The sequence below is a fragment of the Pseudomonas grandcourensis genome (assembly GCF_039909015.1).
GTDB lineage: Bacteria > Pseudomonadota > Gammaproteobacteria > Pseudomonadales > Pseudomonadaceae > Aquipseudomonas > Aquipseudomonas grandcourensis.
In genome coordinates this window covers 4,689,293-4,714,616 of record NZ_CP150919.1, presented here as the reverse complement: position 1 = coordinate 4,714,616, position 25,324 = coordinate 4,689,293, and the positions used below count along the sequence as shown (strand labels likewise).

Here is a 25,324-nt window from a genome sequence, read left to right as displayed (position 1 = left end):
AAGCGAGGCAAGCATGGACAAAGGGCACAAGGCCGGTATTGACGGGGATCAATGGGCGCAGTGCGTGCAGGATCATGGATGGTTGTGGAATGCCGCCGCTGGCAAGGCTGCGGCGACGCTGATCCTCGCCCATGGCGCTGGCGCACCGATGGACAGCGACTGGATGAGCGACATGGCTGCACGCCTCGCGGCGCAAGGCGTCAACGTGTTGCGCTTTGAGTTTCCCTACATGGCGCAGCGGCGCCTCGATGGCGGCAAGCGCCCGCCGAACCCGGCACCGAAACTGCTGGAATGCTGGCGTGAGGTGTATGCCCAGGTGCGACGCCATGTCACTGGGCCGCTGGCCATCGGCGGCAAGTCCATGGGCGGTCGCATGGCCAGTCTGCTGGCGGATGAGTTGGGTGCGGATGGGCTGGTGTGCCTGGGTTATCCGTTCTATGCGGTGGGTAAACCGGAGAAGCCACGGGTTGAGCATTTGGCCGGGCTGAAGACGCGGACCTTGATCGTGCAAGGTGAGCGCGATGCGTTGGGCAACCGGGAGGCGGTCGAAGGGTATGCGCTATCGCCGGGTATCGAGGTGTTCTGGCTGGTGGCGGGGGATCATGACTTGAAGCCGTTGAAGGCTTCGGGGTTTAGCCATGAGCAGCATTTGGCGGCTGCGGCGCAGAAGGTGGCTTCATTCCTTCAGTGAATTCTTCATTGCCTTTCATGGCCTGCTCGCGATGAGGCACTCCTGGGCAACATCACTTTCACAAACTCAATAAAAAACCCGGAAGCTCTCACAGTCCGGGTTTTTGTCATTCCAGTTTTTGTCAGCGGTTAAACCGCTCCACCAACGAATACTGCGTATTGGCAGTCCTGGTCAGCTCTTCACTCAACAATGCCGAGTTCTGTGCCTGTACCGAGGTCTGGTCCGCCAGTTCCGAAATGTTGCTGATGTTGCGGCTGATTTCTTCGGCCACGGCACTTTGTTCTTCGGTCGCGGCGGCGATCTGGGTGGTCATGTCGGTGATGTTGGCCACCGCTTCGCTGATCCCTACCAGTGCCTGGTCCGCTTCCAGTACCCGCGCCACACCTTCTTCGGCCTGGCGATGCCCGGCTTCCATGGTCTGCACGGCGGTGCTGGCGGTTTGCTGCAGTTTGGCGATCAGCGCATGAATCTGCCCGGTGGACTCGCTGGTGCGTTGCGCCAGCTGACGGACTTCGTCGGCCACCACCGCAAAACCACGACCCATCTCGCCGGCACGGGCCGCTTCGATGGCGGCGTTCAGGGCCAGCAGGTTGGTCTGGTCGGCGATGCCTTTGATCACGTCGACCACACCACCGATTTCGTTGCTGTCCTTGGCCAGTTGCGTCACGGTCACGCCGGTTTCACCGACCACCACCGACAGGCGCTGGATGGCCTCGCGGGTTTCCCCGGCGATGTCACGACCCCGACCGGTCAGGCGATTGGCTTCCTGGGTGGCGTCGGCGGTACGTTGCACGTGGCTGGCGACTTCCTGGGTGGTCGCGGCCATCTGGTTGACCGCGGTGGCCACCTGTTCGGTCTCGACGCGTTGACGTTCCAGGCCGCTGGAGCTGTTGTGCGCCAGGGCGTCGGACTGTCTGGCCTGATCGGTCAGGTGTTCGGCCGTGTCCTGCAGACGCGTCAGGCAGGTTTTCAGGCGTGCTTCCTGGCTGAGGATGGACATTTCCAGACGCGCCTGGGCGCCGCGGCTGTCGGTGTACATCTGTGCGATCAACGGATCGGAAGTGGTCTGCTCGGCCAGGCGCAGCAAGCGCTTGAGGCCACGCTGTTGCCACTGGAGGCCCATCAGGCCCAGCGGCACCGAAAGACCGGCGGCCAGGGCAAAGCCCCAATGGGAGTTCAGCGATGCCCCGATCATGAAGCTCAATTGGCTGACCAGAATGAACGGCAGCCAGTCCTGCAGGATCGGTAACCATTTATCCGAGGAGGGAATGGCCGACTTGCCTTGGTTGATGCGCTGGTAGAGCGCTTCGGCGCGGCGGATCTGTTCGGCGGTGGGCTTGACCCGCACCGACTCATAACCGATCACCTGTTTGCCTTCGAAAACCGGTGTCACATAGGCGTTCACCCAGTAATGATCACCGGTCTTGCAGCGATTCTTGACAATGCCCATCCATGGCAAGCCTTGTTTCAGCGTGTCCCACATGTGTGCGAACACCGCAGCCGGGACGTCGGGGTGACGGACCAGGTTGTGCGGCGCACGGATCAGTTCCTCTCGGGAATACCCGCTGATCTCGACGAAAGCGTCGTTACAGTAGGTGATCATGCCCTTGGCATCGGTGGTGGAGATCAACCGTTGCTGGGCCGGGAAGGTCCGCTCGCGTTGTGTAATTGGCTGGTTGTTACGCATGGCTTTTTTAATCCGCAAGGCTTTCAAGTGCTGTATCGGCAAGGCCGGCGGATTGTTGAAATTATTTTTCGATAATTGGCAGTGCGTCGCAAAATGACCCTTGCGTCAGCCAGCGAGCATCGGATACGTGAACAGGCCGAAATGCAGGAGGTTCAGGCCAAAGTGGCTGGCAATGGCGGCACCCAGCCCGCCGAACCGGTAGGCCAGGCCATAGCCGACCCCGGCCAGTGTTGCCAGCAACACCCACTGCCAACCTGCGCCGATATGGGCCAGGCCGAAGATCAATGACGCCAGCACCAGGGCGAGGTGTTCACCGTAGGGGCGGTCTTTGAGGTACCGGCTCAGGCCGCCCTGGATGTAGCCGCGGAACAGTGCTTCCTCGACCAGGGTCACCAGCAGCAGATTGTTCAGCAACCACAGCCAGGCTTGATCCGGCCATTTCGGCGCCCAGGCGATGACCCCCAGCAACAGCGCGCCGCCCAATGCCAGCATGGCGCTCAAGGTCAGGGCCAGTACGGTGGCATACAGGGACAATCGAAGCGAACGGCGGCCTACAATCCACGGACAAACCAGTAACAGCCAGAAGCCGATCAGTGGTTTGTCCAGATTCAGGTGCATGGCGAATGACACGGCATCGTCGGTAAAACGCTGGGGATCGATACCGCGACCGTTGTAGAAACCGGGTAGCCAATGCGTCGCCAGGGACAGGGCCAGGACGATGAACAGGCCGTGGCCGAGGTAGCGGGCAAAAGGGATCTCGCGTTGGCGGACGGCGACACCCGCGACCAGCAACAGGAACACCGGGATTGCCGAGAGCCAGCCAAGATGGCCGTAGGTCAGCGCCAGGCCATAGCCGAAGGAAAGCAGGACCAGAAACGTCCATGGCAGGGCAATCATTTGAAGTCCTTGAGTCGGAATTTGCGATGCATCCCAAACCCTGTGGGAGCGAGCTTGCTCGCGAAAGCGGAGTGTCATTCAACATTATCGTTAATGTTAAGCCGCCATCGCGAGCAAGCTCGCTCCCACAGTGGTTTTATGTCGGATACAAGATTGTGAGCAAGGCCGCATTCGGCGGCGCGAGATTATAGGGGGGTACCACAAACACAAACACCGCCCGAAGGCGGTGTCTTTATCAGCGGTCGATCAGGAAGCGATCAACTGCCGCAGCACGTAATGCAGAATCCCTCCGGACTTGAAGTACTCCACCTCATTGAGCGTATCGATGCGGCACAACACCTCGATCTTCTCGCTGCCGCCGTCTTCGCGGGTGATGACCAGCGTCAGGTTCATCCGTGGCGTCAGCTCGATGCCGGTCAAGCCGAGGATGTCCAGGGTTTCACTGCCATTGAGGTTCAGGCTCTTGCGGTTCTGGTCCAGCTTGAACTGCAACGGCAGCACGCCCATGCCCACCAGGTTGGAGCGGTGAATCCGTTCGAAGCTTTCGGCGACGACCGCTTTCACCCCCAGCAGGTTGGTGCCCTTGGCGGCCCAGTCGCGACTCGAACCGGTGCCGTATTCCTGGCCGGCGATCACCACCAGTGGCGTCCCCGAAGCCTGATAACGCATGGCGGCGTCGTAGATCGGCATTTTCTCCCCGGTGGGAATGTAGCGGGTGTTGCCGCCTTCTTCGCCGCCGAGCATTTCGTTGCGTATGCGAATGTTGGCGAAGGTGCCGCGCATCATCACTTCATGGTTGCCACGCCGCGAGCCGTAGGAGTTGAAGTCCCGCGGCTCCACGCCTTTGTCACGCAGGTATTGCCCTGCCGGGCTGTCGACCTTGATGTTGCCGGCCGGGGAGATATGGTCGGTGGTCACCGAGTCGCCGAGCAGTGCGAGGATCCTGGCACCGTTGACATCCTTGACCACGGGCGGCGGGCCGCCGATGTCGTCGAAGAACGGCGGGTGCTGGATGTAAGTCGAGTCGTCCTGCCAGACGTAGGTCGCCGCCTGCGGAACCTTGATCGCCTGCCATTGTGCGTCACCGGCAAACACTTCGGCGTATTCCTTGTGGAACATGGCGGTGTTGACCTGACTCACGGCGTCGGCAATTTCTTTACTGCTTGGCCAGATGTCCCGCAGGTACACAGGTTTGCCGTCCTTGTCATCGCCCAGCGGCTCGCGGCTGATGTCGGTGCGCACCGTGCCGGCCAGCGCGTAGGCCACCACTAGCGGCGGGGAAGCCAGCCAGTTGGTTTTTACCAGCGGATGCACCCGGCCTTCGAAGTTGCGATTGCCCGAGAGCACGGAGGCCACGGTGAGGTCGGCTTGCTGGATAGCTTTCTCGATGGGCTCCGACAGCGGTCCCGAGTTGCCGATGCAGGTGGTGCAGCCATAGCCGACCAGGGCAAACCCCAGTTCATCAAGGTAGCGGGTCAGGTCGGCCGCCTTGTAGTAGTCGGTGACCACTTTCGAACCGGGGGCCAGCGAACTCTTCACCCAGGGTTTGCGTTTCAGGCCTTTTTCCACGGCCTTCTTCGCCACCAGCCCGGCCGCCATCATCACGCTGGGGTTGGAGGTGTTGGTGCAGGAGGTGATCGCGGCGATGACCACGGCGCCGTTTTTCAGGCGATAGGTCTGGCCTTCGTAGTCGTAATCCGCTTCGCCGGCCGTATCGGCATTGCCGACGGCAACACCGCCACCGCCTTCACTTTCCAGGCGGCCTTCTTCCTTGCTGGTGGGCTTGAATTGCAGGTCGGCGAAGTCGCTGAACGCTTGCGCGACGTTGGGCAGCGATACCCGGTCCTGTGGACGTTTTGGTCCAGCGAGGCAGGCTTCGACGCTGCCCATGTCCAGCGCCAGGCTGTCGGTGAATACCGGTTCCTGGCCGGGCAGGCGCCACAGGCCCTGGACCTTGCTGTAGGCCTCGACCAGTTGCACCGTTTCCAGGGGGCGGCCGGACAGGCGCAGGTACTCCAGCGTGATGTCGTCCACCGGGAAGAAACCGCAGGTGGCGCCGTATTCCGGGGCCATGTTGGCGATGGTCGCGCGGTCGGCCAGGGGCAGGTCGGCAAGGCCGTCGCCGTAGAATTCGACGAATTTGCCCACCACGCCTTTCTTGCGCAGCATCTGGGTCACGGTCAGCACCAGGTCGGTGGCGGTGATGCCTTCCTTGAGCTTGCCCGAGAGTTTGAAACCGATGACTTCGGGAATCAGCATCGACACCGGTTGCCCGAGCATCGCCGCTTCCGCCTCGATACCGCCGACGCCCCAGCCGAGCACGCCGAGGCCGTTGATCATGGTGGTGTGGGAATCAGTGCCCACCAGGGTGTCGGGGAAGGCATAGGTGCGGCCGTCCTCGTCCTTGGTCCAGACTGTACGGCCGAGGTATTCAAGATTCACCTGGTGGCAGATTCCGGTGCCCGGTGGCACCACGCTGAAATTGTCGAAGGCACTCTGGCCCCAGCGCAGGAACGCATAGCGCTCGCCATTGCGCTGCATTTCAATGTCGACGTTCTGCTCGAAGGCGCTGCTGCTGGCGAACTTGTCGACCATCACCGAGTGGTCGATCACCAGGTCCACCGGCGACAGCGGGTTGATCCGCTGCGGATTGCCGCCGGCCTTGGCCATCGCCGCGCGCATGGCGGCCAGGTCGACCACCGCCGGTACGCCGGTAAAGTCCTGCATCAGCACCCGCGCCGGGCGGTACTGGATCTCGCGGTCGGAGCGACGCTCCTTGAGCCACGCGGCCAGTGCCTTGAGGTCGGCGCCGGTGACGGTTTTTTCGTCCTCCCAGCGCAGCAGGTTTTCCAGCAGGACTTTCAACGACATCGGCAGCTTGTCCAGATCACCCAGGCTTTTGGCGGCATCGGGCAGGCTGAAGTAGTGGTAGGTCTTGTTGCCGACTTGCAGGGTCTTGAGCGTATTCAGGCTATCGAGGGACGGCATTGCGATCACTCCTTTGAGTCCGCACGGCTACGGACAGAGGGGACGGGCAGAGCATTAAACCTAGCCCTGTTTTCAGTAGCTGGCTAATAACTGGACTCTATGGACAAGCTCCAGGTTCCGATCTCGGCTATCATGCGCCGGTTTTCGTGACAGGCTTTGCTTCAACGCAAGCCTGGGCATCGCGCAGTGGCCGAAATTCCTCGCCATTGCCCAGGAGTAAGAATGAACACCCTCTTTATGCATTGCCGGCCTGGCTTCGAAGGCGAAGTCTGTTCCGAGATTTCCGACCTCGCCGCGCGCTTGAACGTGGCCGGATATGCCAAGGCCAAGGCGGCAACCGCCTGCGCCGAGTTTGTCTGCACCGAAGAAGACGGCGCCGAGCGCCTGATGCGCGGGCAGCGTTTCGCCGAGCTGATCTTTCCGCGCCAGTGGGCCCGGGGGATCTTCATCGATCTGCCGGAAACCGACCGCATTAGCGTGATCCTCGCGCATATGGCGGACTTTCCGCTGTGCGGCAGCCTGTGGCTGGAAATGGTCGACACCAATGACGGCAAGGAACTGTCGAATTTCTGCAAGAAATTCGAAGTGCACCTGCGCAAGGCGCTGATGGCCGCCGGCAAGCTGGTGGAAGACGCCCACAAGCCGCGTCTGCTGCTGACGTTCAAGAGCGGCCGCGAAGTGTTCATGGGCCTGGCGGAGTCGAACAACTCGGCGATGTGGCCGATGGGCATTCCCCGTTTGAAGTTCCCCCGCGAGGCGCCTAGCCGCTCGACCCTCAAGCTCGAAGAGGCCTGGCACCACTTCATCCCGCGCGACCAGTGGGACGAGCGCCTGCACGGCGACATGACCGGCGTCGACCTCGGGGCCGCCCCCGGTGGCTGGACCTGGCAACTGGTCAACCGCGGCATGCTGGTGACCGCCATCGACAACGGCCCGATGGCCGAAAGCCTGATGGACACTGGCCTGGTGCAGCACTTGATGGCCGATGGTTTCACCTTCAAGCCAAAGCAACCGGTGGACTGGATGGTCTGCGACATTGTCGAGAAGCCGGCGCGCAACGCCGCGATGCTGGAAGAGTGGATCGGCGAGGGGCATTGCCGCGAGGCGGTGGTCAACCTCAAGCTGCCGATGAAACAGCGCTATGCCGAAGTGAAGCGCTTGCTCGAGCGCATTGCCGATGGCTTCAAGGCCCGGGGCATCAAGGTCGAAATTGGCTGCAAGCAGCTGTATCACGACCGCGAGGAAGTGACCTGCCATTTGCGCCGGCTGGATGTGAAGAAGCCGAAATCCCGCTGATCACGCAATTCCCTGTGGGAGCGAGCTTGCTCGCGATAGCGGTGGGTCAGTTGAAATCAATGTTGACTGACCTGACGCCATCGCGAGCAAGCTCGCTCCCACAGGGTACGGCGTTATGCCACAGATGACGTTACACCCGGCAATGCGCGACAATGCCGGTCAGTTTCAGGAGTGAATCATGAGTGAAATACTTGATACGCCGGTAGACGGCACCCTCGACGCCACCGGCCTCAACTGCCCAGAGCCGGTGATGATGCTGCATCAGCACATCCGTGACCTGGTACCCGGCGGCCTGCTCAAGGTGATCGCCACTGACCCGTCGACCCGTCGCGACATTCCCAAGTTCTGCGTGTTTCTCGACCATGAACTGGTGGCGCAGCACGAAGATGAGGGCACCTACCTCTACTGGATTCGCAAGAAGTCCGTTTGACGGTAGCCAAAAAAGACCTGCAATAGCAGGTCTTTTTGTTTGTGCAATCAACCCGCCGAGCGGCTGTTACGAATTCGTTGGCGCGCACTGAGCGTCAGGCGGATCGACAGCATCAGCGCCGCACAGCTCAAACCGGCAATCAATCCTTCCCACAGCCCGCTCGGGCCGCTGGCCGGACCGAACAAATCGGTCAGTCCCAGCACGTAGCCGACCGGCAGGCCGATGCCCCAATAGGCGAACAGGGTCAGGATCATCGTCACCCGGGTGTCCTGGTATCCACGCAGCGCGCCCGCGCAGATCACCTGGATGGCATCGGAAAACTGATACAGCGCGGCATAGACGATCAACATCGACGCAATCTGGATCACGGCCTTGTCAGGCGTGTAGATCGAGGCGATGGGTTCGCGCAGGAGCAGGATCAGGGCTGCCGAGAACGCCGCGAACACCAGTGCCGCGCCGAGGCCGACCTTTGCCGCGAAGCGCGCCTGCCAGGGATTGCCGGCTCCCAGTGCCTGGCCCACGCGCACGGTCACCGCCATGCCCAGCGAGTAAGGAATCATGAACAGCAACGAGCTGATATTCAGGGCGATTTGATGCCCGGCCACCACGGTGGAGCCAAGACTGCCGATCAACAGGGCGATGACCGCGAAGATGCTGGATTCGGCGAACACGGCGATACCGATCGGCAGGCCGATGCTGACCAGACGCTTGATCACGGCCCATTTCGGCCGGTCGAAGCGCACCAGCACACGGGTGCGGGCATAGAACGGTGCCCAGAAGGTCCAGCCGGCCATGCTCAACGCCATGAACCACATCACGATGCCGCTGGCCCAGCCGCAACCGACGCCGCCCAGGGCCGGTGCGCCGAAATGGCCATAGATCAACGTGTAGTTCAGCGGGATGTTCAGCAGTAGCCCGCACAAGCCGATGACCATGCTCGGACGGGTACGCCCCATGCCATCGCTGTAGCAGCGCAGCACGTAATAAAACGCCATGCCCGGCAAGCCGAAGGCGATCCCGTGCAGGTAACCCATGCTCGGTTCGATCAATTGCGGATCGACTTTCATCCAGTGCAGGATCGGCTCGGCACCGAGCAGCAGGCCACTGCCGATCAGCCCGACACACAGTGCCAGCCACAACGCCTGGCGTACCAGCGGGCCGATTTCGTCAAGTTGCCCGGCACCAAAGCGTTGCGCGACCTTGGGTGTGGTGGCCAGCAGGACGCCGGACATCAACAGGTAGACCGGAATCCAGATCGAATTGCCCAGGGCCACCGAGGCCAGGTCCCGCGGGCTGACGCGACCGGCCATCACCGCATCGACGAAGCCCATGGCCGTGGTGGCCAGCTGCGCGATCATGATCGGCAGGGCCAGGCTGAGCAGGCCTTTGAGCTCCAGGCGAACGGGTGTCGTCCGCGCCGGAGCGATGGCGGCGGTATTCTCAATTACAGGATTCAATGGCGAAACGTCCAAAAGGTATTGATGCACAGGCGCGCATTCTACGCGTTGACGCGCCAGTCAGGAAAAGACCCGTGTTGTGGATTTGTAATCATCTGCGGGCGGTGTGCTAGGCGCGGTGAGGCATCTACGCCTAAACTGCCGATCCGCCAAAGGAGCCTGCCATGCTGATTGTTGCCGACGAAAATATCCCCCTGCTCGATGCCTTCTTCGGAGGCTTCGGTGAAATCCGCCGGGTACCGGGTCGCGCCATCGACCGCGCCACGGTCGAGCAGGCCGATGTGCTGTTGGTGCGTTCCGTGACCAACGTCAATCGCGCGCTGCTCGAGGGCAGCAAGGTGCGCTTTGTCGGTACGTGCACCATCGGCACCGATCATCTGGACCTGAACTACTTTCAGCAGGCCGGCATCACCTGGTCCAGCGCACCGGGCTGCAATGCCCGTGGTGTGGTCGACTATGTGCTCGGCAGCCTGCTGACCCTGGCCGAAATCGAAGGTGTCGACCTGACGCGGCGCACCTACGGCGTGGTCGGTGCCGGCGAAGTGGGTGGACGGCTGGTCAAGGTCCTGCAAGGCCTGGGCTGGAAGGTGTTGGTGTGCGATCCACCTCGGCAAGCGGCGGAAGGTGGCGACTACGTCAGCCTCGAGCAGATCATCGACGAGTGCGACGTCATCAGTCTGCACACGCCATTGACTAAACAGGGTCAGCAATCGACCTGGCACTTGTTCGATGAAAAACGTCTGAACCAGCTCCGGTCTGGCACCTGGCTGATCAACGCCAGTCGCGGGCCGGTGGTCAACAACGCGGCGCTGCGCGATGTGCTGCTGGAGCGCGAAGACCTGCAAGCGGTGCTCGATGTCTGGGAAGGCGAGCCTGAAGTCGACGTGGCGCTGGCCGAACTCTGCGTGCTGGCAACGCCACACATTGCCGGTTACAGCCTCGACGGCAAGCAGCGGGGCACCGCGCAGATTTATCAGGCGTATTGCGATTTCCTCGGGCAGCCGGCCCGCGTCAGCCTGGGCGATTTGCTGCCGGCACCGTGGCTGTCGCATGTGACCCTCAATGGGCAAAGCGACCCGGCCTGGGCGTTGGCCATGCTGTGCCGTGGCGTGTATGACCCGCGTCGTGACGATGCGGATTTCCGTCGCAGCCTGGTCGGCAGTGTCAGCGAACAGCGTGCGGCATTCGATGCGCTGCGCAAGCAATACCCGTCACGCCGCGAGATCGACGGGTTGCAGGTGCGGATCGAGGGTGATGCGCCTGAGTTGCAGAGGATTGTGGCGGCGTTGGGCGCAACGGCAATCTGAAAGTCCGTGGCGGCCCCTTCGCGAGCAGGCTCGCGAATGGCCGCACCACGATTTCAGAGCAACAGGCATAAAAAACCCGGCCAACAAAGGGCCGGGTCAAGAAGACGGTGGCTATATCACTTTTGTTCGGCAGGTTTGACCAATCGCTTTTCCAGTTCGCTGCAAGCTTTCTGGATCATTTCTTCAGTGATCGGTACTTCGCGACCCTGCTCGTCAATAATCGAGCAACCCAGAGACTGGTCTGGTTGCGTGCGGATCACTTGAATCTTGTCATCGCTGCTGTGTTGCAAGGACATGGCCTGTCTCCTCATCAGGTTGTTAGCTCACTGTAGAACCTCCAGGTGACCGGGCTATGACAACTCCCTGCGATCTTTCCGGGGGGACAGAACCAGTCCAGCAGAAATGCCTTCGCCTGGCTACCCGAACTTTAGACCAATAGTGTCTAGCCTCTAGTGTTGGTGGACATAATCAACCCGACTCATTGTGATTTACAGCGAGCCACCCCATTGAGCGGTATAGGCTGACCCTAATGACTGCTTTGCCCAGGATGATTACGATGCTCTCTGCCCGTCACCGCCGCGCCATTCGTCTGGCCAGTCGTTTCATCGCGCCGTATCGCTGGCAGGCCTTTGGCGCCTTGCTGGCGTTGATCGCCACCGCCGGCATCACCTTGTCCATGGGGCAGGGCATCCGCCTGCTGGTGGACAAGGGGTTCATGACCCAGTCACCGCACCTGCTCAATCAGTCCATCGGTCTGTTCATGTTGCTGGTGGCGGGGTTGGCCATCGGAACCTTTGCACGGTTTTACCTGGTGTCGTGGATCGGCGAGCGCTGTGTCGCCGACATCCGTCGCAACGTATTCAATCATCTGATTTACCTGCACCCGGGCTTTTACGAAGACAATCGCAGCTCGGAAATCCAGTCCCGCCTGACCGCCGACACCACGCTGCTGCAATCGGTCATCGGCTCTTCGCTGTCATTGTTCCTGCGCAATCTGTTGATGGTGATCGGTGGGATCGTCCTGTTGTTCATCACCAACCCCAAGCTCACCAGCATCGTGGTGGTCGCCTTGCCCCTGGTGATCGCGCCGATCCTGATCTTCGGGCGCCGGGTGCGTAACCTCTCACGCCTGAGCCAGGACCGGATTGCCGATATCGGCAGCTATGTGTCCGAAACCCTGGGCCAGATCAAGACCGTGCAGGCCTACAACCATCAGGCCCAGGACGAGCGCCGGTTTGCCGTGACGGTGGAAGAGGCGTTCAACACTGCACGCAAGCGCATCTTCCAGCGGGCCTGGCTGATTACCCTGGTGATCGTGCTGGTCCTGGGGGCGGTCGGGGTGATGCTCTGGGTCGGCGGCATGGATGTCATCGCCGGAAGGATTTCCGCCGGCGAGCTGGCGGCGTTCGTGTTCTACAGCCTGATCGTTGGCAGCGCGTTCGGTACGTTGAGCGAAGTGATTGGCGAGTTGCAACGGGCAGCCGGCGCAGCCGAGCGGATTGCCGAATTGCTGCGTTCGGAAAACATCATCCTGCCGCCAGTGGCAGGCGCGGTGAAACTGCCGGAGCGAGTCGATGGCCAACTGCAACTGCACAATGTGCGTTTTTCCTACCCGTCGCGACCGGAAAGTTACGCTGTCGACGGCTTGAGCCTGACCGTCAATGCCGGTGAGACGCTGGCGCTGGTCGGGCCATCAGGGGCCGGAAAATCCACGGTGTATGACTTGTTGTTGCGTTTTTACGACCCCGCCGAGGGGCGCATCCTGCTCGATGGCGTGCCGTTGACTCAGCTTGATCCACTGGACTTGCGCCGCTGTTTCGCCCTGGTGTCGCAGACTCCGGCACTGTTTTTCGGCAGCATTGAAGAAAACCTTCGCTACGGCAATCCGCAGGCGACCTTGGCCGAGGTGCAGGAAGCGGCAAAAATCGCTTACGCCCATGACTTTATCGAAGCCATGCCCAATGGTTACCAGACTCATCTGGGTGACGGCGGTCTCGGCTTGTCCGGCGGTCAGCGCCAACGCCTGGCCATCGCCCGCGCGCTGCTGGTGGACGCCCCGATCCTGCTCCTGGACGAAGCCACCAGCGCCCTCGACGCCCAGAGCGAACACCTGATCCAGCAGGCGCTACCGAGCTTGATGAAAAACCGTACCACCCTGGTGATCGCCCATCGCCTGGCCACGGTGAAAAACGCTGACCGAATCGCAGTGATGGACCAGGGGAAGCTGGTGGCGGTGGGCACGCATCAGGAGCTGATTGCCAGCAATGCGTTGTATGCGCGGTTGGCGGCATTGCAGTTCAGTGACGGCAAGGTTGCCGCCGAACTGTAGGAGCTGCCGCAGGCTGCGATCTCTTGATCTTTGCGACTTGAAGCCCCTGAAAAAAATGCCCGCATCGTTTGATGCGGGCATTTTTTAGAGCACCGGCATTACCGGTCATTGATCATCAAAATACCGCTCATGCCAATCCACGATCGGCTGCGGTGAGTTGAGCTTGTCGCCATAGATCACCGAATACGACAGCACGTTTTGCACGTACTGGCGGGTTTCGTCGAACGGAATGCTTTCCACCCATACGTCGAAACTCAAGTGGTCTGCACCGCGCAGCCATTGGCGCACCCGGCCGGGGCCTGCGTTGTAGGCAGCAGAGGCGAGGACGCGGTTGCCGTTGAACTGGCTGTGCACCTGGCTCAGGTACGCAGCGCCGAGCTGGATGTTCTTGTCCGGGTCGAACAGTTGCTGTGGCGAGCTATAGGGAATGCTGAACTTGCGTGCGGTTTCCTTGGCGGTGGCGGGCATCAGTTGCATCAGGCCCGAGGCGCCGACCCCGGAGCGGGCGTCGTCCATGAACGCACTTTCCTGGCGGGTGATGGCGAACGCCCAGCTTGGATGCAGGCCGCGACTCTTCGCTTCACGCACCAGGGTCTCGCGATGAGCCATCGGGAAGCGGATATCCAGGTCATCCCAATACTGCGCCTGACTGATGGTGCGGATCGCCGGGAAATACCATTTCAGGTCGTAGGCCAGTTTGGCCTGGGCGACCATCTCGTCGCGGCTGAAGTGACGGCTGACGTAGTACCACTCGCGACGGCCATCGACGATCTGCCCCCGGGCGTGCAGCTCCAGGGCGCGGCGCACGCCAGGTGTGTTGCGCACCTTGTTGATGGTGGCCTGGCTGAGCACCAGCGGTTTGTTGAGCAGCGAGTAGGGCGACTGTGAGCGATCGGCGGCGAGGAAACCATAGAAGTCGCGTTCGCGGGCCAGGCTTTTATAGAGCGTCTGCGCTTCCGGATTCTGCGGTTGCGCCAGTTCCAGGCTGCGGGCCTGCCAGTAACGCCAGCGGTTGGTGGTGGCCAGGTCCTGGGGCAGGCGGCGGGTCAACTGGTAGGCATCGTCCCAGCGCGCCAGACGCAGGAGCAGGCGCAAGCGCCATTCGGAAACCGTGTTGTCACGCAGCTCGGGGTCGTATTTGGTCATGACATCCAGTGCACGGCTGTCGAAACGGCGTGCGAGGGTCAGGCCGATTTCCCGGGCGATCGCCACTTTTTCATCCCGGGAGAAGTGCATGCTGCTGGCGTAACCGTCGAGCAGGTCCATGGCCTTGTCCGGATCCTGGCGGGCCAGGCGGCGCAGGCCGAGGCTGACCACATCGGACATGGCTTCATCGGCCGGGGTGAAGCGTGACGGCTGGTTGAGCAGTTCCGGTTTCTGCGCCACGTCCACCAGCAAGCGACCGCGAGGGGCGAGGGTGGTCATACCGTTGACCAGGCTGTTGGCCAACGGATAGTTGCGCGCCTGAGCGGCGAGTTTGGCGCGCTCCCAACGCCTATGCTCGGTCAACTGGCCATCGGCGGCCCACATGCCGAACAGCGTGTCACAGGCATCGGGTTGGGACTTGCCTGTCAGCCAGAGCTTTTCCGTGTTGGCGTTACCTTCGGCCTTGAGACCGTGGCTGAGCTGGTACTGCGCGTTCAGGCAGTCCAGTTCGGTGAAATTCATTTTCGGGTCGTAATACTTGACGAAGGTCGCCCAGTCACCCCGGTCCGCCAGCCAGCGCAACCAACGCAGCTTCATCCAGTTGGCCTGGGGCAGGTCGCCGTGTTCGGCAAGGAATTTCTCGATTTCGGCGTTGCTCGCGGTTTTCAGGCGCGCGGTCAGCTCGTCGTACGCCAGGTAGGGTTCCAGTGGATAATCGGCGAGGGCCTGGCTGTAACGGAAATACGGGCCGCTATCGCCCTTGGCCAAGGCGCGCTTGGCTTCATCGTAATACTGGCGTTGGGTGGACAGGTCCACCGCCTGGGCGGATTGAACGGCAGCGGCAGACAGTAAAAAAGCAGATAAAAGATTGAAAAGGCGACTGCGCATGAGACATCCGGGCAGAGAAAAATCATGACAAGCGCGGGCCAGGCCCGCGCTGAATTGTCTGTAGCTTAGCCTTTTGCCAGCAGCCGGCGAAAGCTTTGCGGGTCTTCCCGCATCAGTTCGCAACATTTGTCATGCAGAGTGCTACGAGAGTGAAATTGCCGGCCTTCTGAAGCCTCAAGTCAGGTAGAATGCGCGCCCGGTTTTTGGAGAAGCTCATGACCCTGCTCAAATTCAGCGATGTGTCCCTTGCTTTCGGCGCTATGCCGTTGTTGGACAAGGTGTCCTGGCAGATCGCCCGTGGTGAGCGGGTGTGCATCATCGGCCGCAACGGCACTGGCAAGTCCAGCATGATGAAGCTCGTCAAGGGCGACCAGAAGCCCGATGACGGCTCCGTTTGGCGCGCGCCCGGGCTCAAGATCGGCGAATTGCCGCAAGAATTGCCGGTGGCCGACGAGCGGACAGTGTTCGACGTGGTGGCCGAAGGCCTGGACGGCGTTGGCGCCTTGCTCGCCGAATATCACCACCTGAGCCAGAACATCGTCACTGACGCCGATCTGGACAAACTGATGCACGTCCAGCACGACCTCGAAGCGCGCGATGGCTGGCGTTTGCAGACCCTCGTCGACAGTACCTTGAGCCGCCTGCAACTGCCGGCCGACAAGACCCTCGCCGAGTTGTCCGGCGGCTGGCGTCGTCGCGTCCTGCTGGCCCAGGCCCTGGTGTCCGAGCCGGACCTGCTGCTGCTCGACGAACCGACCAACCACCTGGACATCGGTGCCATCGCCTGGCTTGAAGAAGCGCTGAAGGATTTCCAGGGCGCCGTGCTGTTCATCACGCACGACCGTTCTTTCCTGCAGAACCTGGCAACCCGCATCCTCGAACTGGATCGCGGCGGCCTGATCGACTGGAACGGCGACTACGCCAGTTTCCTCGTGCATAAAGAAGCCGAACTCGCCGCTGAAGCCACGGCCAACGCGCTGTTCGACAAGCGCCTGGCCCAGGAAGAAGTGTGGATTCGCCAGGGCATCAAGGCCCGTCGTACCCGTAACGAAGGTCGTGTCCGTGCACTGAAAGCCTTGCGCGTCGAGCGTAGCGAGCGTCGTGAGCGTACCGGCAAGGCCAACATTCAGCTGGATACCGCCGACAAGTCCGGCAAGCAGGTCATGGTGCTCGAGAATGTGAGTTTCGCTCACCCGGGCGGGCCGTTCCTGATCAAGGACTTCTCCATGGTGTTGCAGCGCGGCGACCGTATCGGCCTGCTCGGCGCCAACGGTACCGGCAAGACTACGTTGCTGAAGTTGATGCTCAGTGGCTTGCAGCCGACCAGCGGTAAAGTGGAAGAGGGCACCCGGATCGATGTCGCCTACTTCGACCAGTTGCGCCATCAACTGGATCTGGAAAAAACCGTAATCGACAACGTGGCCGAAGGTCGCGACTTCATCGATATCGACGGCCAGAGCCGCCACGTGCTGAGCTACCTCGGCGACTTCCTGTTCAGCCCGCAGCGTGCCCGCACGCCGGTCAAGGCGCTGTCCGGTGGTGAGCGTGCCCGTCTGTTGCTGGCCAAGTTGTTCAGCAAGCCGGCGAACCTGCTGGTACTCGACGAACCGACCAACGACCTCGACGTCGAAACCCTCGAACTGCTCGAAGAGGTCCTGCTGACCTTCAACGGCACCGTACTGATGGTCAGCCACGACCGGGCATTCCTCGATAACGTGGTCACCAGCACCCTGGTTTTCGAAGGTGAAGGCAAGGTTCGCGAGTACGTCGGTGGCTACCAGGACTGGCTGCGCCAGGGCGGCTCGCCGCGCCTGCTGGGCGTGACCGAGAGCAAGTCCGGCAAGGCCGACCTGAACTCCGCGGTGGTGAAGGCCGAGCCTGTGCCGGTTGCGGCAGCGGTCGAAGCGCCAGTGGCGAAGAAAAAGCTCAGCTACAAGTTGCAGCGCGAGCTGGAAGCGTTGCCGGGGCAGATCGAAGCCATGGAACAGCAGATTGCCGCCGTTGAAGCGCAAATGGCGGATGCCGGCTTCTACCAGCTTCCTGCTGCCGAAACGGCTGCGGTGATTGCTCAGCTGGAACAGTTGCAGGCTGAGCTCGAGGTGATGGTCGAGCGTTGGGCCGAGCTGGATGCCTGATTGATCCGGTAACAAAAAAAGCCCGGCGTTCAGTGATGAGCGCCGGGCTTTTCGTATGAAGATTTGAAGGTTGTTACGGTTTCAATGTGGGAGCTACAACTTCAGGATTTGTTCTGCAGGCGCACCGCCAGCACATCGCAAGGCGCGCCATGCAGCACGTCATTGGCAGTGGAGCCCAGCAGCAGTGCCAGGCCGTGCCGGCCATGGCTGCCGACCACGATCAGGTCGCATTGCTGTTCTTTGGCGAAGTGATGGATTTCCTGGCGTGGCTGGCCGTAGGTGAGGTGGCAATTGGCGCTCTCAAGCTCTGAGTATTTGTGCTTCAGGCGTTCAAGGCGCTCTTTGGCCTGATCGAACTGCTGCTGTTGCAGTTGTGACAGGTCCATCGGCACGTCGCCGCCGAAGGCCATCGCCATCGGCTCGACAATGTGCACCAGCGACAATTTCGCACCGTTGCTCACCGACAGTTCGCGAGCGCGGTGAATCACAGGGTCGCACTCTTCGGTCAGATCTACAGCGACCAGAATATGGTTGTAGGGCATGAGGTGCTCCTCCTGAGGGTTGCAATATTGGTAAGTATGGCTGGTTTCAAGCGCATTGGTTTCAAAGTGACACAATGGGCTCATTTAAATTCGGGAGTACAGATATGACGGTCTGGATAGTGGTGTCAATCCTGTTGGTGGTGCTGAGTCCGCTGGCATGGTTGCGGCCGTCGCGAGTTCAGAGCGGGCGCATAGCCTTGCGGATGGAGGCCCGGCGCATCGGGCTGGCCATGCAATTGGCACCTCAGGAGTGGCCGCACTGGCTCAGTCAGGAGCCGCCGAGCCCTTGCGCCCAGTACCATCGTCCGCGGCGAGGCAGTCAGCCGGCGTGCTGGAGTTACTGGCAAAAATCACCGGGTGTCTGGGTCAATCAGTGGCAGGAAATCTGTGAAGATCGATCGCTGCTCGATCATTTCGAAAAGTTGCCAGGCAATGTCTTCAAGGTCGAGGCCGACAAGCAAATAATCGCCCTGTATTGGGGCGAGAAGGGCGAGGCCGAGGTGTTGCAACAGATCGATGCCACCCTCAAGGCACTGGCCTGACACCGCAAGCAGCAAAAATCATCAGGCAATAAAAAGCCCGACAAAATCATCGGGCGGGTTGGCCAGGCAGGCCGGTAAGTCGGTGTTGGCTGATCTTACGCTGGGCATTCGCCAAAAGCGTTCACAATTTTCCCCTTGGTTCCGCCAGCGTAGCTTGTTAAACACGGGCTGCAGCGAATTAGGGCGCATTTTCTAACAATTGATTCTATGAATGACCTTGCATGTTTCGGCGTGTTTAAGGTCTTCGCAGTACGGATATGACCGGAAAGTCGCGTTTCAACCCGTGTTTCGGGCGATTGACAATTGTCGGAAATTCCGTGAAGGTGACGTACCCAAATCAAACGGGCGTATGAATTGAGCGTTTGTATTTCAGACCGCTCCTACAGAATCCCGACTATCGCGTTGGCGGGTGTGCCGGGTGGATAGGCGTAGCATTGACGATTGACGTCCCTGCAAAGCCTTCGCCTGCGTCCGACGTGTACTGTTCAGCTTCCATATCGTGGAGATCAGTTGATGATTTACGAAGGTAAAGCCATCACGGTTAAGGCTCTTGAAAGTGGCATCGTCGAACTGAAGTTCGACCTCAAGGGTGAGTCCGTCAACAAGTTCAACCGTCTAACCCTGAACGAACTGCGTCAGGCCGTAGACACCATCAAGGCAGATGCTTCGATCAAGGGCGTGATCGTCAGCAGTGGCAAGGACGTGTTCATCGTCGGTGCCGACATCACCGAATTTGTCGACAACTTCAAGCTGCCGGATGCAGAACTTGTTGCTGGCAACCTCGAAGCCAACAAGATTTTCAGCGATTTCGAAGACCTCAACGTCCCGACCGTCGCCGCGATCAACGGCATCGCGTTGGGTGGCGGTCTGGAAATGTGCCTGGCGGCGGACTACCGCGTCATGTCCACCAAGGCCAAGATCGGTCTGCCGGAAGTCAAGCTGGGCATCTACCCGGGCTTCGGCGGTACCGTGCGCCTGCCGCGCCTGATCGGTGCCGACAACGCCATCGAGTGGATTGCCGCCGGCAAGGAAAACCGTCCTGAAGACGCGCTGAAAGTCGGCGCCGTCGACGCAGTGGTTGCTCCAGAGCTGCTGCAGAATGCCGCGCTGGAACTGGTCAAACGCGCCATTTCCGGCGAGTTCGACTACAAGGCCAAGCGCCAGCCGAAGCTGGAAAAGCTCAAGCTGAACGCCATCGAACAAATGATGGCTTTCGAAACCGCCAAGGGTTTCGTGGCCGGTCAGGCTGGCCCGAACTACCCGGCGCCGGTTGAAGCGATCAAGACCATACAGAAAGCCGCGAACTTCGGTCGTGACAAGGCGCTGGAAATCGAAGCTGCCGGTTTCGTCAAACTGGCCAAGACCTCTGCCGCGCAGAGCTTGATCGGCTTGTTCCTGAACGATCAGGAACTGAAGAAAAAGGCCAAGGCCTACGACGAAATCGCCAAGGACGTGAAGCAGGCCGCCGTACTGGGCGCCGGCATCATGGGTGGCGGTATCGCCTATCAGTCGGCTTCCAAAGGCACGCCGATCCTGATGAAGGACATCAACGAAGCCGGTATCGAGCAAGGTCTGGCCGAAGCCGCCAAGCTGCTGGTTGGCCGCGTTGATAAAGGTCGCATGACCGCCGCGAAAATGGCTGAAGTGCTCAACGGCATTCGTCCTACCCTGTCCTACGGTGATTTCGGTCACGTGGACCTGGTGGTCGAAGCGGTCGTCGAGAACCCGAAGGTCAAGCAAGCGGTACTGGCTGAAGTTGAAGACAAGGTCAAGGAGGACACCATCCTGGCGTCCAACACCTCGACCATTTCCATCACCTTGCTGGCCAAGGCCCTCAAGCGTCCGGAAAACTTCGTCGGCATGCACTTCTTCAACCCGGTGCACATGATGCCGCTGGTGGAAGTGATCCGTGGCGAGAAGTCCAGCGAGCTGGCGGTTGCCACCACCGTTGCCTACGCCAAGAAAATGGGCAAGAACCCGATCGTCGTCAACGATTGCCCGGGCTTCCTGGTCAACCGCGTCCTGTTCCCGTACTTCGGCGGTTTCGCCAAGCTGGTCAGCGCCGGTGTGGACTTCGTCCGTATCGACAAGATCATGGAGAAGTTCGGCTGGCCGATGGGCCCGGCCTACCTGATGGACGTGGTCGGCATCGACACCGGTCACCACGGTCGTGATGTGATGGCTGAAGGCTTCCCGGACCGCATGAAGGACGACCGTCGCTCGGCCGTCGACGTGCTCTACGAAGCCAAGCGTCTGGGCCAGAAGAACGGCAAGGGCTTCTACGCCTACGAGACCGACAAGAAAGGCAAGCAGAAGAAAGTGGCCGATCCTTCGGTGCTGGAAGTGCTCAAGCCGATCGTTTACGAACAGCGCGAAGTCACCGACGAAGACATCATCAACTGGATGATGATCCCGCTGTGCCTGGAAACCGTGCGTTGCCTGGAAGACGGCATCGTCGAAACCGCTGCCGAAGCCGACATGGGTCTGGTCTACGGTATTGGTTTCCCTCCATTCCGTGGCGGTGCGCTGCGTTACATCGATTCGCTCGGTGTGGCAGAGTTCGTTGCCCTGGCTGACCAGTACGCTGATTTGGGCGCGCTGTACCACCCGACCGCGAAGCTGCGCGAGATGGCCAAGAACGGCCAGAGCTTCTTCGGTTAAGCGCCCCCAACTAGAGTGAGAGTGAACTTATGAGCTTGAATCCTAGAGACGTCGTGATTGTCGACTTCGGTCGTACTCCGATGGGCCGCTCCAAGGGCGGCATGCACCGCAACACCCGCGCCGAAGACATGTCGGCGCACCTGATCAGCAAACTGCTGGAACGTAACGTCAAGGTCGACCCGAACGAAGTCGAAGACGTGATCTGGGGCTGTGTGAACCAGACCCTGGAGCAGGGCTGGAACATCGCGCGCATGGCGTCGCTGATGACCCAGATCCCGCACACCTCGGCCGGCCAGACCGTCAGCCGTCTGTGTGGCTCGTCCATGAGCGCTCTGCACACTGCTGCGCAAGCGATCATGACCGGCAACGGTGACGTTTTCGTGGTTGGTGGCGTCGAGCATATGGGCCACGTGAGCATGATGCACGGTGTCGATCCGAACCCGCACATGTCGCTGTACGCGGCGAAAGCCTCGGGCATGATGGGCCTGACCGCGGAAATGCTGGGCAAGATGCACGGCATCACTCGCGAGCAACAGGACGCTTTCGGCGTGCGCTCCCACCAACTCGCCCACAAGGCGACCGTGGAAGGCAAGTTCAAAGACGAAATCATCCCGATGCAGGGCTACGACGAGAACGGTTTCCTGAAAACCTTCGACTACGACGAAACCATTCGTCCGGAAACCACCCTGGAAAGCCTGGCGGCTCTGAAGCCGGCGTTCAATCCGAAGGGCGGCACCGTGACAGCCGGTACCTCGTCGCAGATCACCGATGGTGCCTCGTGCATGATCGTGATGTCGGCGCAGCGTGCACAGGACCTGGGTATCCAGCCTCTGGCGGTGATTCGCTCGATGGCAGTGGCAGGTGTGGATCCGGCAATCATGGGCTATGGTCCAGTACCGGCCACACAAAAAGCACTGAAGCGCGCGGGTCTTGGCATCTCCGACATCGACTTCTTCGAGCTCAACGAAGCTTTCGCCGCACAGGCCCTGCCAGTGCTGAAAGATCTGAAAGTGCTCGACAAGATGAACGAGAAGGTTAACCTGCACGGCGGCGCGATCGCCCTGGGCCACCCGTTCGGTTGCTCCGGTGCGCGTATCTCCGGCACTTTGCTCAATGTGATGAAGCAAAATGGCGGCACCTTCGGGGTGGCCACCATGTGCATTGGTCTCGGCCAAGGCATCTCCACCGTCTTCGAACGCGTTTAAGCGTCTTGTTGACGGAAGCCGGGGCCAAGTGCCCCGGTTTTTGTTTTTCCGGATTTATTTTTGTTTTTATTTTGAAAAAATTTGAGTGAGGGCCAAAGCATGCCGATACAACCTGGGCTCTACCAACATTACAAAGGTCCGCAGTACCGCGTATTCAGTGTTGCGCGGCATTCGGAAACCGAAGAAGAAGTGGTCTTCTATCAAGCCCTGTATGGCGATTACGGCTTTTGGGTGCGTCCCTTGAGCATGTTCCTGGAGTCCGTCGAAGTTGACGGCGAACAGGTGCCACGCTTTGCTTTGGTGCAGGTCGAAGAAAGCCTTTTCAACAAGCCATAAGCTGAGTGCGCGCAAAACCCTGCGCTTGACCTCACCTTGTTGCCACTATATATAGCGGTGCCGCGTCAGGCGCCAACCGCCTTTCACTTCTCGAATTCAGGAATTTTCTGATCCATGGGCAAATCGCTGGTCATTGTGGAATCCCCGGCTAAGGCCAAGACCATCAACAAGTATTTGGGCAACGAATACGTGGTGAAGTCGAGTATCGGCCATATCCGAGACCTGCCCACCAGCGGTTCGGCTAGCGCCAGCAAAGAGCCAGCCGCCAAGCGCGGCAAGGCTGCTGCGGGTGAAGTGCCGGCACTGTCGCCGAAAGAAAAAGCGCGTAAGCAGCTGGTCGCGCGCATGGGTGTCGATCCGGATCATGGCTGGAAAGCCAAGTACGAGATCCTCCCGGGCAAGGAAAAAGTCATCGAAGAGCTGCGCCGGCTCGCCAAGGATGCTGACACCATCTATCTCGCAACCGACTTGGACCGCGAGGGGGAAGCCATTGCCTGGCACCTGCGCGAAGCCATCGGTGGTGACGACACCCGCTACAAGCGCGTGGTGTTCAACGAAATTACCAAGAAGGCGATTCAGGAAGCCTTCTCGAAGCCAGGCGAACTGGATATCGACCGCGTCAACGCCCAGCAAGCGCGTCGTTTCCTCGACCGCGTGGTGGGTTACATGGTTTCGCCCCTGCTGTGGGCCAAGATCGCCCGTGGCCTGTCTGCCGGTCGCGTGCAATCTGTAGCCGTGAAGCTGGTGGTCGAGCGTGAGCGCGAAATTCGTGCGTTCAACCCGGAAGAATACTGGGAAATCCACGCCGACCTCGGCACCGCCAAGGGCGCGAACGTGCGCTTCGACGTGGCCCGTGAGAAAGGCGAAGCCTTCAAGCCGCTCAACGAAGCCCAGACCATGGCCGCGCTGGAGAAGCTCAAGGCTTCCAGCTACAGCATCGTCAAGCGCGAAGACAAGCCGACCAGCAGCAAACCGTCCGCACCGTTTATCACCTCGACCCTGCAACAGGCTGCGAGCAACCGCCTGGGTTTTGGCGTGAAGAAAACCATGATGATGGCCCAGCGTTTGTACGAAGCTGGCTACATCACTTACATGCGTACCGACTCCACCAACCTCTCGGTTGATGCCGTGGCGATGGCGCGTACCTATATTGAAAGCGAGTTCGGCAAGAAGTACCTGCCGGAAACCCCGAACGTCTACAGCAGCAAGGAAGGCGCACAAGAGGCTCACGAAGCGATTCGTCCGTCTGACGCCAATACCGAGCCAAGCAAGCTGTCGGGCATGGAGCGTGACGCTGAGCGCCTCTACGAGCTCATCTGGCGCCAGTTCCTCGCTTGCCAGATGCTGCCGGCGCAATACCTGTCGACTACCGTCACTGTGGGTGCCGGCGACTTCGAGCTGCGCGCCAAGGGCCGCATCCTGAAGTTCGACGGTTACACCCGTGTCATGCCGCAAATCGCCAAGCCGGGCGATGACGACGTACTGCCGGATATGGCCCAGGGCGACGCGATGAAGCTGATCAAGCTTGATCCGACCCAGCACTTCACCAAGCCGCCGGCGCGTTACTCGGAAGCCAGCCTGGTAAAAGAAATGGAAAAACGCGGCATCGGTCGTCCTTCGACCTACGCGGCGATCATTTCGACCATCCAGGACCGCGGCTACGTGGCGCTGCACAACCGTCGTTTCTACTCGGAAAAGATGGGTGACATCGTCACCGAGCGTCTGGCCGAGAGCTTCTCCAACCTGATGGACTACGGCTTCACCGCCGGTATGGAAGAGCATCTCGATGACGTGGCCCAGGGCGAGCGCGACTGGAAAAACGTGCTCGACGAGTTCTACGGCGACTTCAAGAAGAAACTCGAAGTAGCCGAAAGCCCGGAAAACGGCATGCGTGCCAACCAGCCGGTGATGACCGACATCCCGTGCACCACCTGCGGTCGTCCGATGCAGATCCGTACTGCCTCGACCGGCGTGTTCCTCGGTTGCTCGGGCTACAGTCTGCCGCCGAAAGAGCGCTGCAAGGCTACCGTCAACCTGGTGCCGGGCGATGAAATCGCTGCGGACGACGAGGGTGAATCGGAGTCGCTGGTGTTGCGTGGCAAGCATCGCTGCCCGATCTGCGCCACGGCGATGGATGCCTACCTGCTCGATGAGAAGCGCAAGCTGCACATCTGCGGTAACAACCCCGATTGCGATGGCTATGAAATCGAAGAGGGTACTTATCGCATCAAGGGCTATGAAGGTCCGAGCCTGGAGTGCGACAAGTGTGGCAGCGAGATGCAACTCAAGACTGGCCGTTTCGGCAAGTTCTTCGGTTGCACCAATGCCACCTGTAAAAACACCCGCAAACTGCTCAAGAGCGGTGACGCGGCGCCGCCGAAGATGGACCCGGTGAAGATGCCTGAGCTGAAATGCGAAAAGGTCAACGACACCTACATCCTGCGCGATGGTGCCTCCGGCCTGTTCCTGGCGGCCAGCCAATTCCCGAAAAACCGCGAGACCCGTGCTCCGCTGGTGATGGAAATCATCCCGCACAAGGACGAGATCGATCCGAAGTATCACTTCCTTTGTGAAGCGCCGAAGAAAGATCCGGATGGCCTCCCGACTGTGATTCGTTACAGCCGCAAGACCAAGGAGCAGTATGTGCAGACCGAGGTTGACGGTAAGCCGACTGGCTGGAAGGCGTTCTACGACGGCGGCAAGTGGACGGTCGAAGACAAGCGTCCGGCGGCGAAGGCGTAAAGCGTCGCAGCAATGAAAAGGCCGCATGAGAACCTTCAGGTTTTC

At 60.4% G+C, this 25,324-nt stretch carries 18 protein-coding genes; 11 read left to right on the top strand and 7 right to left on the bottom strand.

The window, feature by feature from the left end; translation table 11 throughout:
- Nucleotides 1-13 precede the first annotated feature (13 nt).
- Nucleotides 14-691: an alpha/beta family hydrolase gene (locus AABM52_RS21095; RefSeq protein WP_347907705.1), complete on the top strand. Its 678-nt coding sequence runs from the start codon at nt 14-16 to the stop codon at nt 689-691.
- 121 nt (nt 692-812) lie between these two features.
- On the opposite strand, the gene AABM52_RS21090 is transcribed toward AABM52_RS21095, so the two are convergent.
- From AABM52_RS21090 to acnA, 3 genes are all read right to left on the bottom strand, one after another.
- On the bottom strand, nt 813-2,378 hold the full coding sequence (locus AABM52_RS21090) for a PAS domain-containing methyl-accepting chemotaxis protein (protein WP_347907703.1): 1,566 nt from the start codon (nt 2,376-2,378) through the stop codon (nt 813-815).
- 105 nt (nt 2,379-2,483) lie between these two features.
- The gene (locus tag AABM52_RS21085) at nt 2,484-3,275 is read right to left on the bottom strand and encodes a CPBP family intramembrane glutamic endopeptidase (protein ID WP_347907701.1); all 792 of its coding nucleotides are present in this window, start codon (nt 3,273-3,275) and stop codon (nt 2,484-2,486) included.
- Nucleotides 3,276-3,521: 246 nt separating this feature from the next.
- A complete protein-coding gene (gene acnA, locus AABM52_RS21080; RefSeq protein WP_347907699.1) occupies nt 3,522-6,263 on the bottom strand; it encodes an aconitate hydratase AcnA in 2,742 nt (913 codons plus the stop codon).
- A 222-nt stretch (nt 6,264-6,485) separates the two neighbouring features.
- On the opposite strand from acnA, the gene rlmM reads away from it, so the two are divergent.
- Both rlmM and tusA read left to right on the top strand, forming a co-directional pair.
- The gene (gene rlmM / locus AABM52_RS21075; RefSeq protein WP_046041367.1) at nt 6,486-7,559 is read left to right on the top strand and encodes a 23S rRNA (cytidine(2498)-2'-O)-methyltransferase RlmM; all 1,074 of its coding nucleotides are present in this window, start codon (nt 6,486-6,488) and stop codon (nt 7,557-7,559) included.
- A 178-nt stretch (nt 7,560-7,737) separates the two neighbouring features.
- Nucleotides 7,738-7,989: a sulfurtransferase TusA gene (tusA, locus tag AABM52_RS21070; protein WP_347907697.1), complete on the top strand. Its 252-nt coding sequence runs from the start codon at nt 7,738-7,740 to the stop codon at nt 7,987-7,989.
- A 47-nt stretch (nt 7,990-8,036) separates the two neighbouring features.
- Here tusA and AABM52_RS21065 read toward each other — a convergent pair whose 3' ends face one another.
- Nucleotides 8,037-9,446 carry an MATE family efflux transporter gene (locus AABM52_RS21065; protein ID WP_347907695.1) on the bottom strand — a complete coding sequence of 470 codons (1,410 nt, stop codon included), beginning with the start codon at nt 9,444-9,446 and terminating at the stop codon, nt 8,037-8,039.
- A gap of 164 nt (nt 9,447-9,610) precedes the next feature.
- On the opposite strand from AABM52_RS21065, the gene pdxB reads away from it, so the two are divergent.
- Entirely contained in the window at nt 9,611-10,753 is a 1,143-nt protein-coding gene (gene pdxB, locus AABM52_RS21060) for a 4-phosphoerythronate dehydrogenase PdxB (protein ID WP_347907693.1), read from the top strand.
- A 116-nt stretch (nt 10,754-10,869) separates the two neighbouring features.
- Here pdxB and AABM52_RS21055 read toward each other — a convergent pair whose 3' ends face one another.
- Complete coding sequence (locus AABM52_RS21055) at nt 10,870-11,049, bottom strand: PA1571 family protein (RefSeq protein WP_046041374.1); 180 nt, start codon at nt 11,047-11,049, stop codon at nt 10,870-10,872.
- 251 nt (nt 11,050-11,300) lie between these two features.
- Between AABM52_RS21055 and AABM52_RS21050 the strand changes: the two genes are divergently transcribed.
- Nucleotides 11,301-13,082: an ABC transporter transmembrane domain-containing protein gene (locus tag AABM52_RS21050; RefSeq protein ID WP_347912662.1), complete on the top strand. Its 1,782-nt coding sequence runs from the start codon at nt 11,301-11,303 to the stop codon at nt 13,080-13,082.
- A gap of 105 nt (nt 13,083-13,187) precedes the next feature.
- On the opposite strand, the gene AABM52_RS21045 is transcribed toward AABM52_RS21050, so the two are convergent.
- Nucleotides 13,188-15,116 carry a transglycosylase SLT domain-containing protein gene (locus AABM52_RS21045; protein WP_347907691.1) on the bottom strand — a complete coding sequence of 643 codons (1,929 nt, stop codon included), beginning with the start codon at nt 15,114-15,116 and terminating at the stop codon, nt 13,188-13,190.
- A gap of 215 nt (nt 15,117-15,331) precedes the next feature.
- On the opposite strand from AABM52_RS21045, the gene AABM52_RS21040 reads away from it, so the two are divergent.
- On the top strand, nt 15,332-17,251 hold the full coding sequence (locus tag AABM52_RS21040; protein ID WP_347907690.1) for an ATP-binding cassette domain-containing protein: 1,920 nt from the start codon (nt 15,332-15,334) through the stop codon (nt 17,249-17,251).
- Between the two features lie 101 nt (nt 17,252-17,352).
- Here the strand turns inward: AABM52_RS21040 and AABM52_RS21035 are convergent, their stop codons facing one another.
- Nucleotides 17,353-17,793: a universal stress protein gene (locus tag AABM52_RS21035; RefSeq protein ID WP_347907688.1), complete on the bottom strand. Its 441-nt coding sequence runs from the start codon at nt 17,791-17,793 to the stop codon at nt 17,353-17,355.
- Between the two features lie 104 nt (nt 17,794-17,897).
- Between AABM52_RS21035 and AABM52_RS21030 the strand changes: the two genes are divergently transcribed.
- The 5 genes from AABM52_RS21030 to topA all read left to right on the top strand — a co-directional run bounded on the left by AABM52_RS21030 (nt 17,898) and on the right by topA (nt 25,279).
- On the top strand, nt 17,898-18,335 hold the full coding sequence (locus AABM52_RS21030; RefSeq protein WP_347907686.1) for a hypothetical protein: 438 nt from the start codon (nt 17,898-17,900) through the stop codon (nt 18,333-18,335).
- Between the two features lie 513 nt (nt 18,336-18,848).
- Nucleotides 18,849-20,996, top strand: coding sequence for a fatty acid oxidation complex subunit alpha FadB (fadB, locus tag AABM52_RS21025; RefSeq protein ID WP_347907684.1), 2,148 nt, complete (start codon nt 18,849-18,851; stop codon nt 20,994-20,996).
- Between the two features lie 29 nt (nt 20,997-21,025).
- Nucleotides 21,026-22,201, top strand: a complete 1,176-nt coding sequence (gene fadA / locus AABM52_RS21020) for an acetyl-CoA C-acyltransferase FadA (protein WP_008023006.1) — start codon at nt 21,026-21,028, stop codon at nt 22,199-22,201.
- Nucleotides 22,202-22,300: 99 nt separating this feature from the next.
- Nucleotides 22,301-22,537, top strand: coding sequence for a DUF1653 domain-containing protein (locus tag AABM52_RS21015; protein WP_347907682.1), 237 nt, complete (start codon nt 22,301-22,303; stop codon nt 22,535-22,537).
- Between the two features lie 114 nt (nt 22,538-22,651).
- A complete protein-coding gene (topA, locus tag AABM52_RS21010) occupies nt 22,652-25,279 on the top strand; it encodes a type I DNA topoisomerase (protein WP_347907680.1) in 2,628 nt (875 codons plus the stop codon).
- The last annotated feature ends 45 nt before the right edge of the window (nt 25,280-25,324 follow it).

Excerpts from the sequence above, each read along its gene's own strand:
- AABM52_RS21095 (WP_347907705.1), top strand. The coding sequence starts at position 14 with ATGGACAAAGGGCACAAGGCCGGTATTGACGGGGATCAATGGGCGCAG.
- AABM52_RS21090 (WP_347907703.1), bottom strand. The coding sequence starts at position 2,378 with ATGCGTAACAACCAGCCAATTACACAACGCGAGCGGACCTTCCCGGCC.
- AABM52_RS21085 (WP_347907701.1), bottom strand. The coding sequence starts at position 3,275 with ATGATTGCCCTGCCATGGACGTTTCTGGTCCTGCTTTCCTTCGGCTAT.
- acnA (WP_347907699.1), bottom strand. The coding sequence starts at position 6,263 with ATGCCGTCCCTCGATAGCCTGAATACGCTCAAGACCCTGCAAGTCGGC.
- rlmM (WP_046041367.1), top strand. The coding sequence starts at position 6,486 with ATGAACACCCTCTTTATGCATTGCCGGCCTGGCTTCGAAGGCGAAGTC.
- tusA (WP_347907697.1), top strand. The coding sequence starts at position 7,738 with ATGAGTGAAATACTTGATACGCCGGTAGACGGCACCCTCGACGCCACC.
- pdxB (WP_347907693.1), top strand. The coding sequence starts at position 9,611 with ATGCTGATTGTTGCCGACGAAAATATCCCCCTGCTCGATGCCTTCTTC.
- AABM52_RS21055 (WP_046041374.1), bottom strand. The coding sequence starts at position 11,049 with ATGTCCTTGCAACACAGCAGCGATGACAAGATTCAAGTGATCCGCACG.
- AABM52_RS21050 (WP_347912662.1), top strand. The coding sequence starts at position 11,301 with ATGATTACGATGCTCTCTGCCCGTCACCGCCGCGCCATTCGTCTGGCC.
- AABM52_RS21045 (WP_347907691.1), bottom strand. The coding sequence starts at position 15,116 with ATGCGCAGTCGCCTTTTCAATCTTTTATCTGCTTTTTTACTGTCTGCC.
- AABM52_RS21040 (WP_347907690.1), top strand. The coding sequence starts at position 15,332 with ATGACCCTGCTCAAATTCAGCGATGTGTCCCTTGCTTTCGGCGCTATG.
- AABM52_RS21035 (WP_347907688.1), bottom strand. The coding sequence starts at position 17,793 with ATGCCCTACAACCATATTCTGGTCGCTGTAGATCTGACCGAAGAGTGC.
- AABM52_RS21030 (WP_347907686.1), top strand. The coding sequence starts at position 17,898 with ATGACGGTCTGGATAGTGGTGTCAATCCTGTTGGTGGTGCTGAGTCCG.
- fadB (WP_347907684.1), top strand. The coding sequence starts at position 18,849 with ATGATTTACGAAGGTAAAGCCATCACGGTTAAGGCTCTTGAAAGTGGC.
- fadA (WP_008023006.1), top strand. The coding sequence starts at position 21,026 with ATGAGCTTGAATCCTAGAGACGTCGTGATTGTCGACTTCGGTCGTACT.
- AABM52_RS21015 (WP_347907682.1), top strand. The coding sequence starts at position 22,301 with ATGCCGATACAACCTGGGCTCTACCAACATTACAAAGGTCCGCAGTAC.
- topA (WP_347907680.1), top strand. The coding sequence starts at position 22,652 with ATGGGCAAATCGCTGGTCATTGTGGAATCCCCGGCTAAGGCCAAGACC.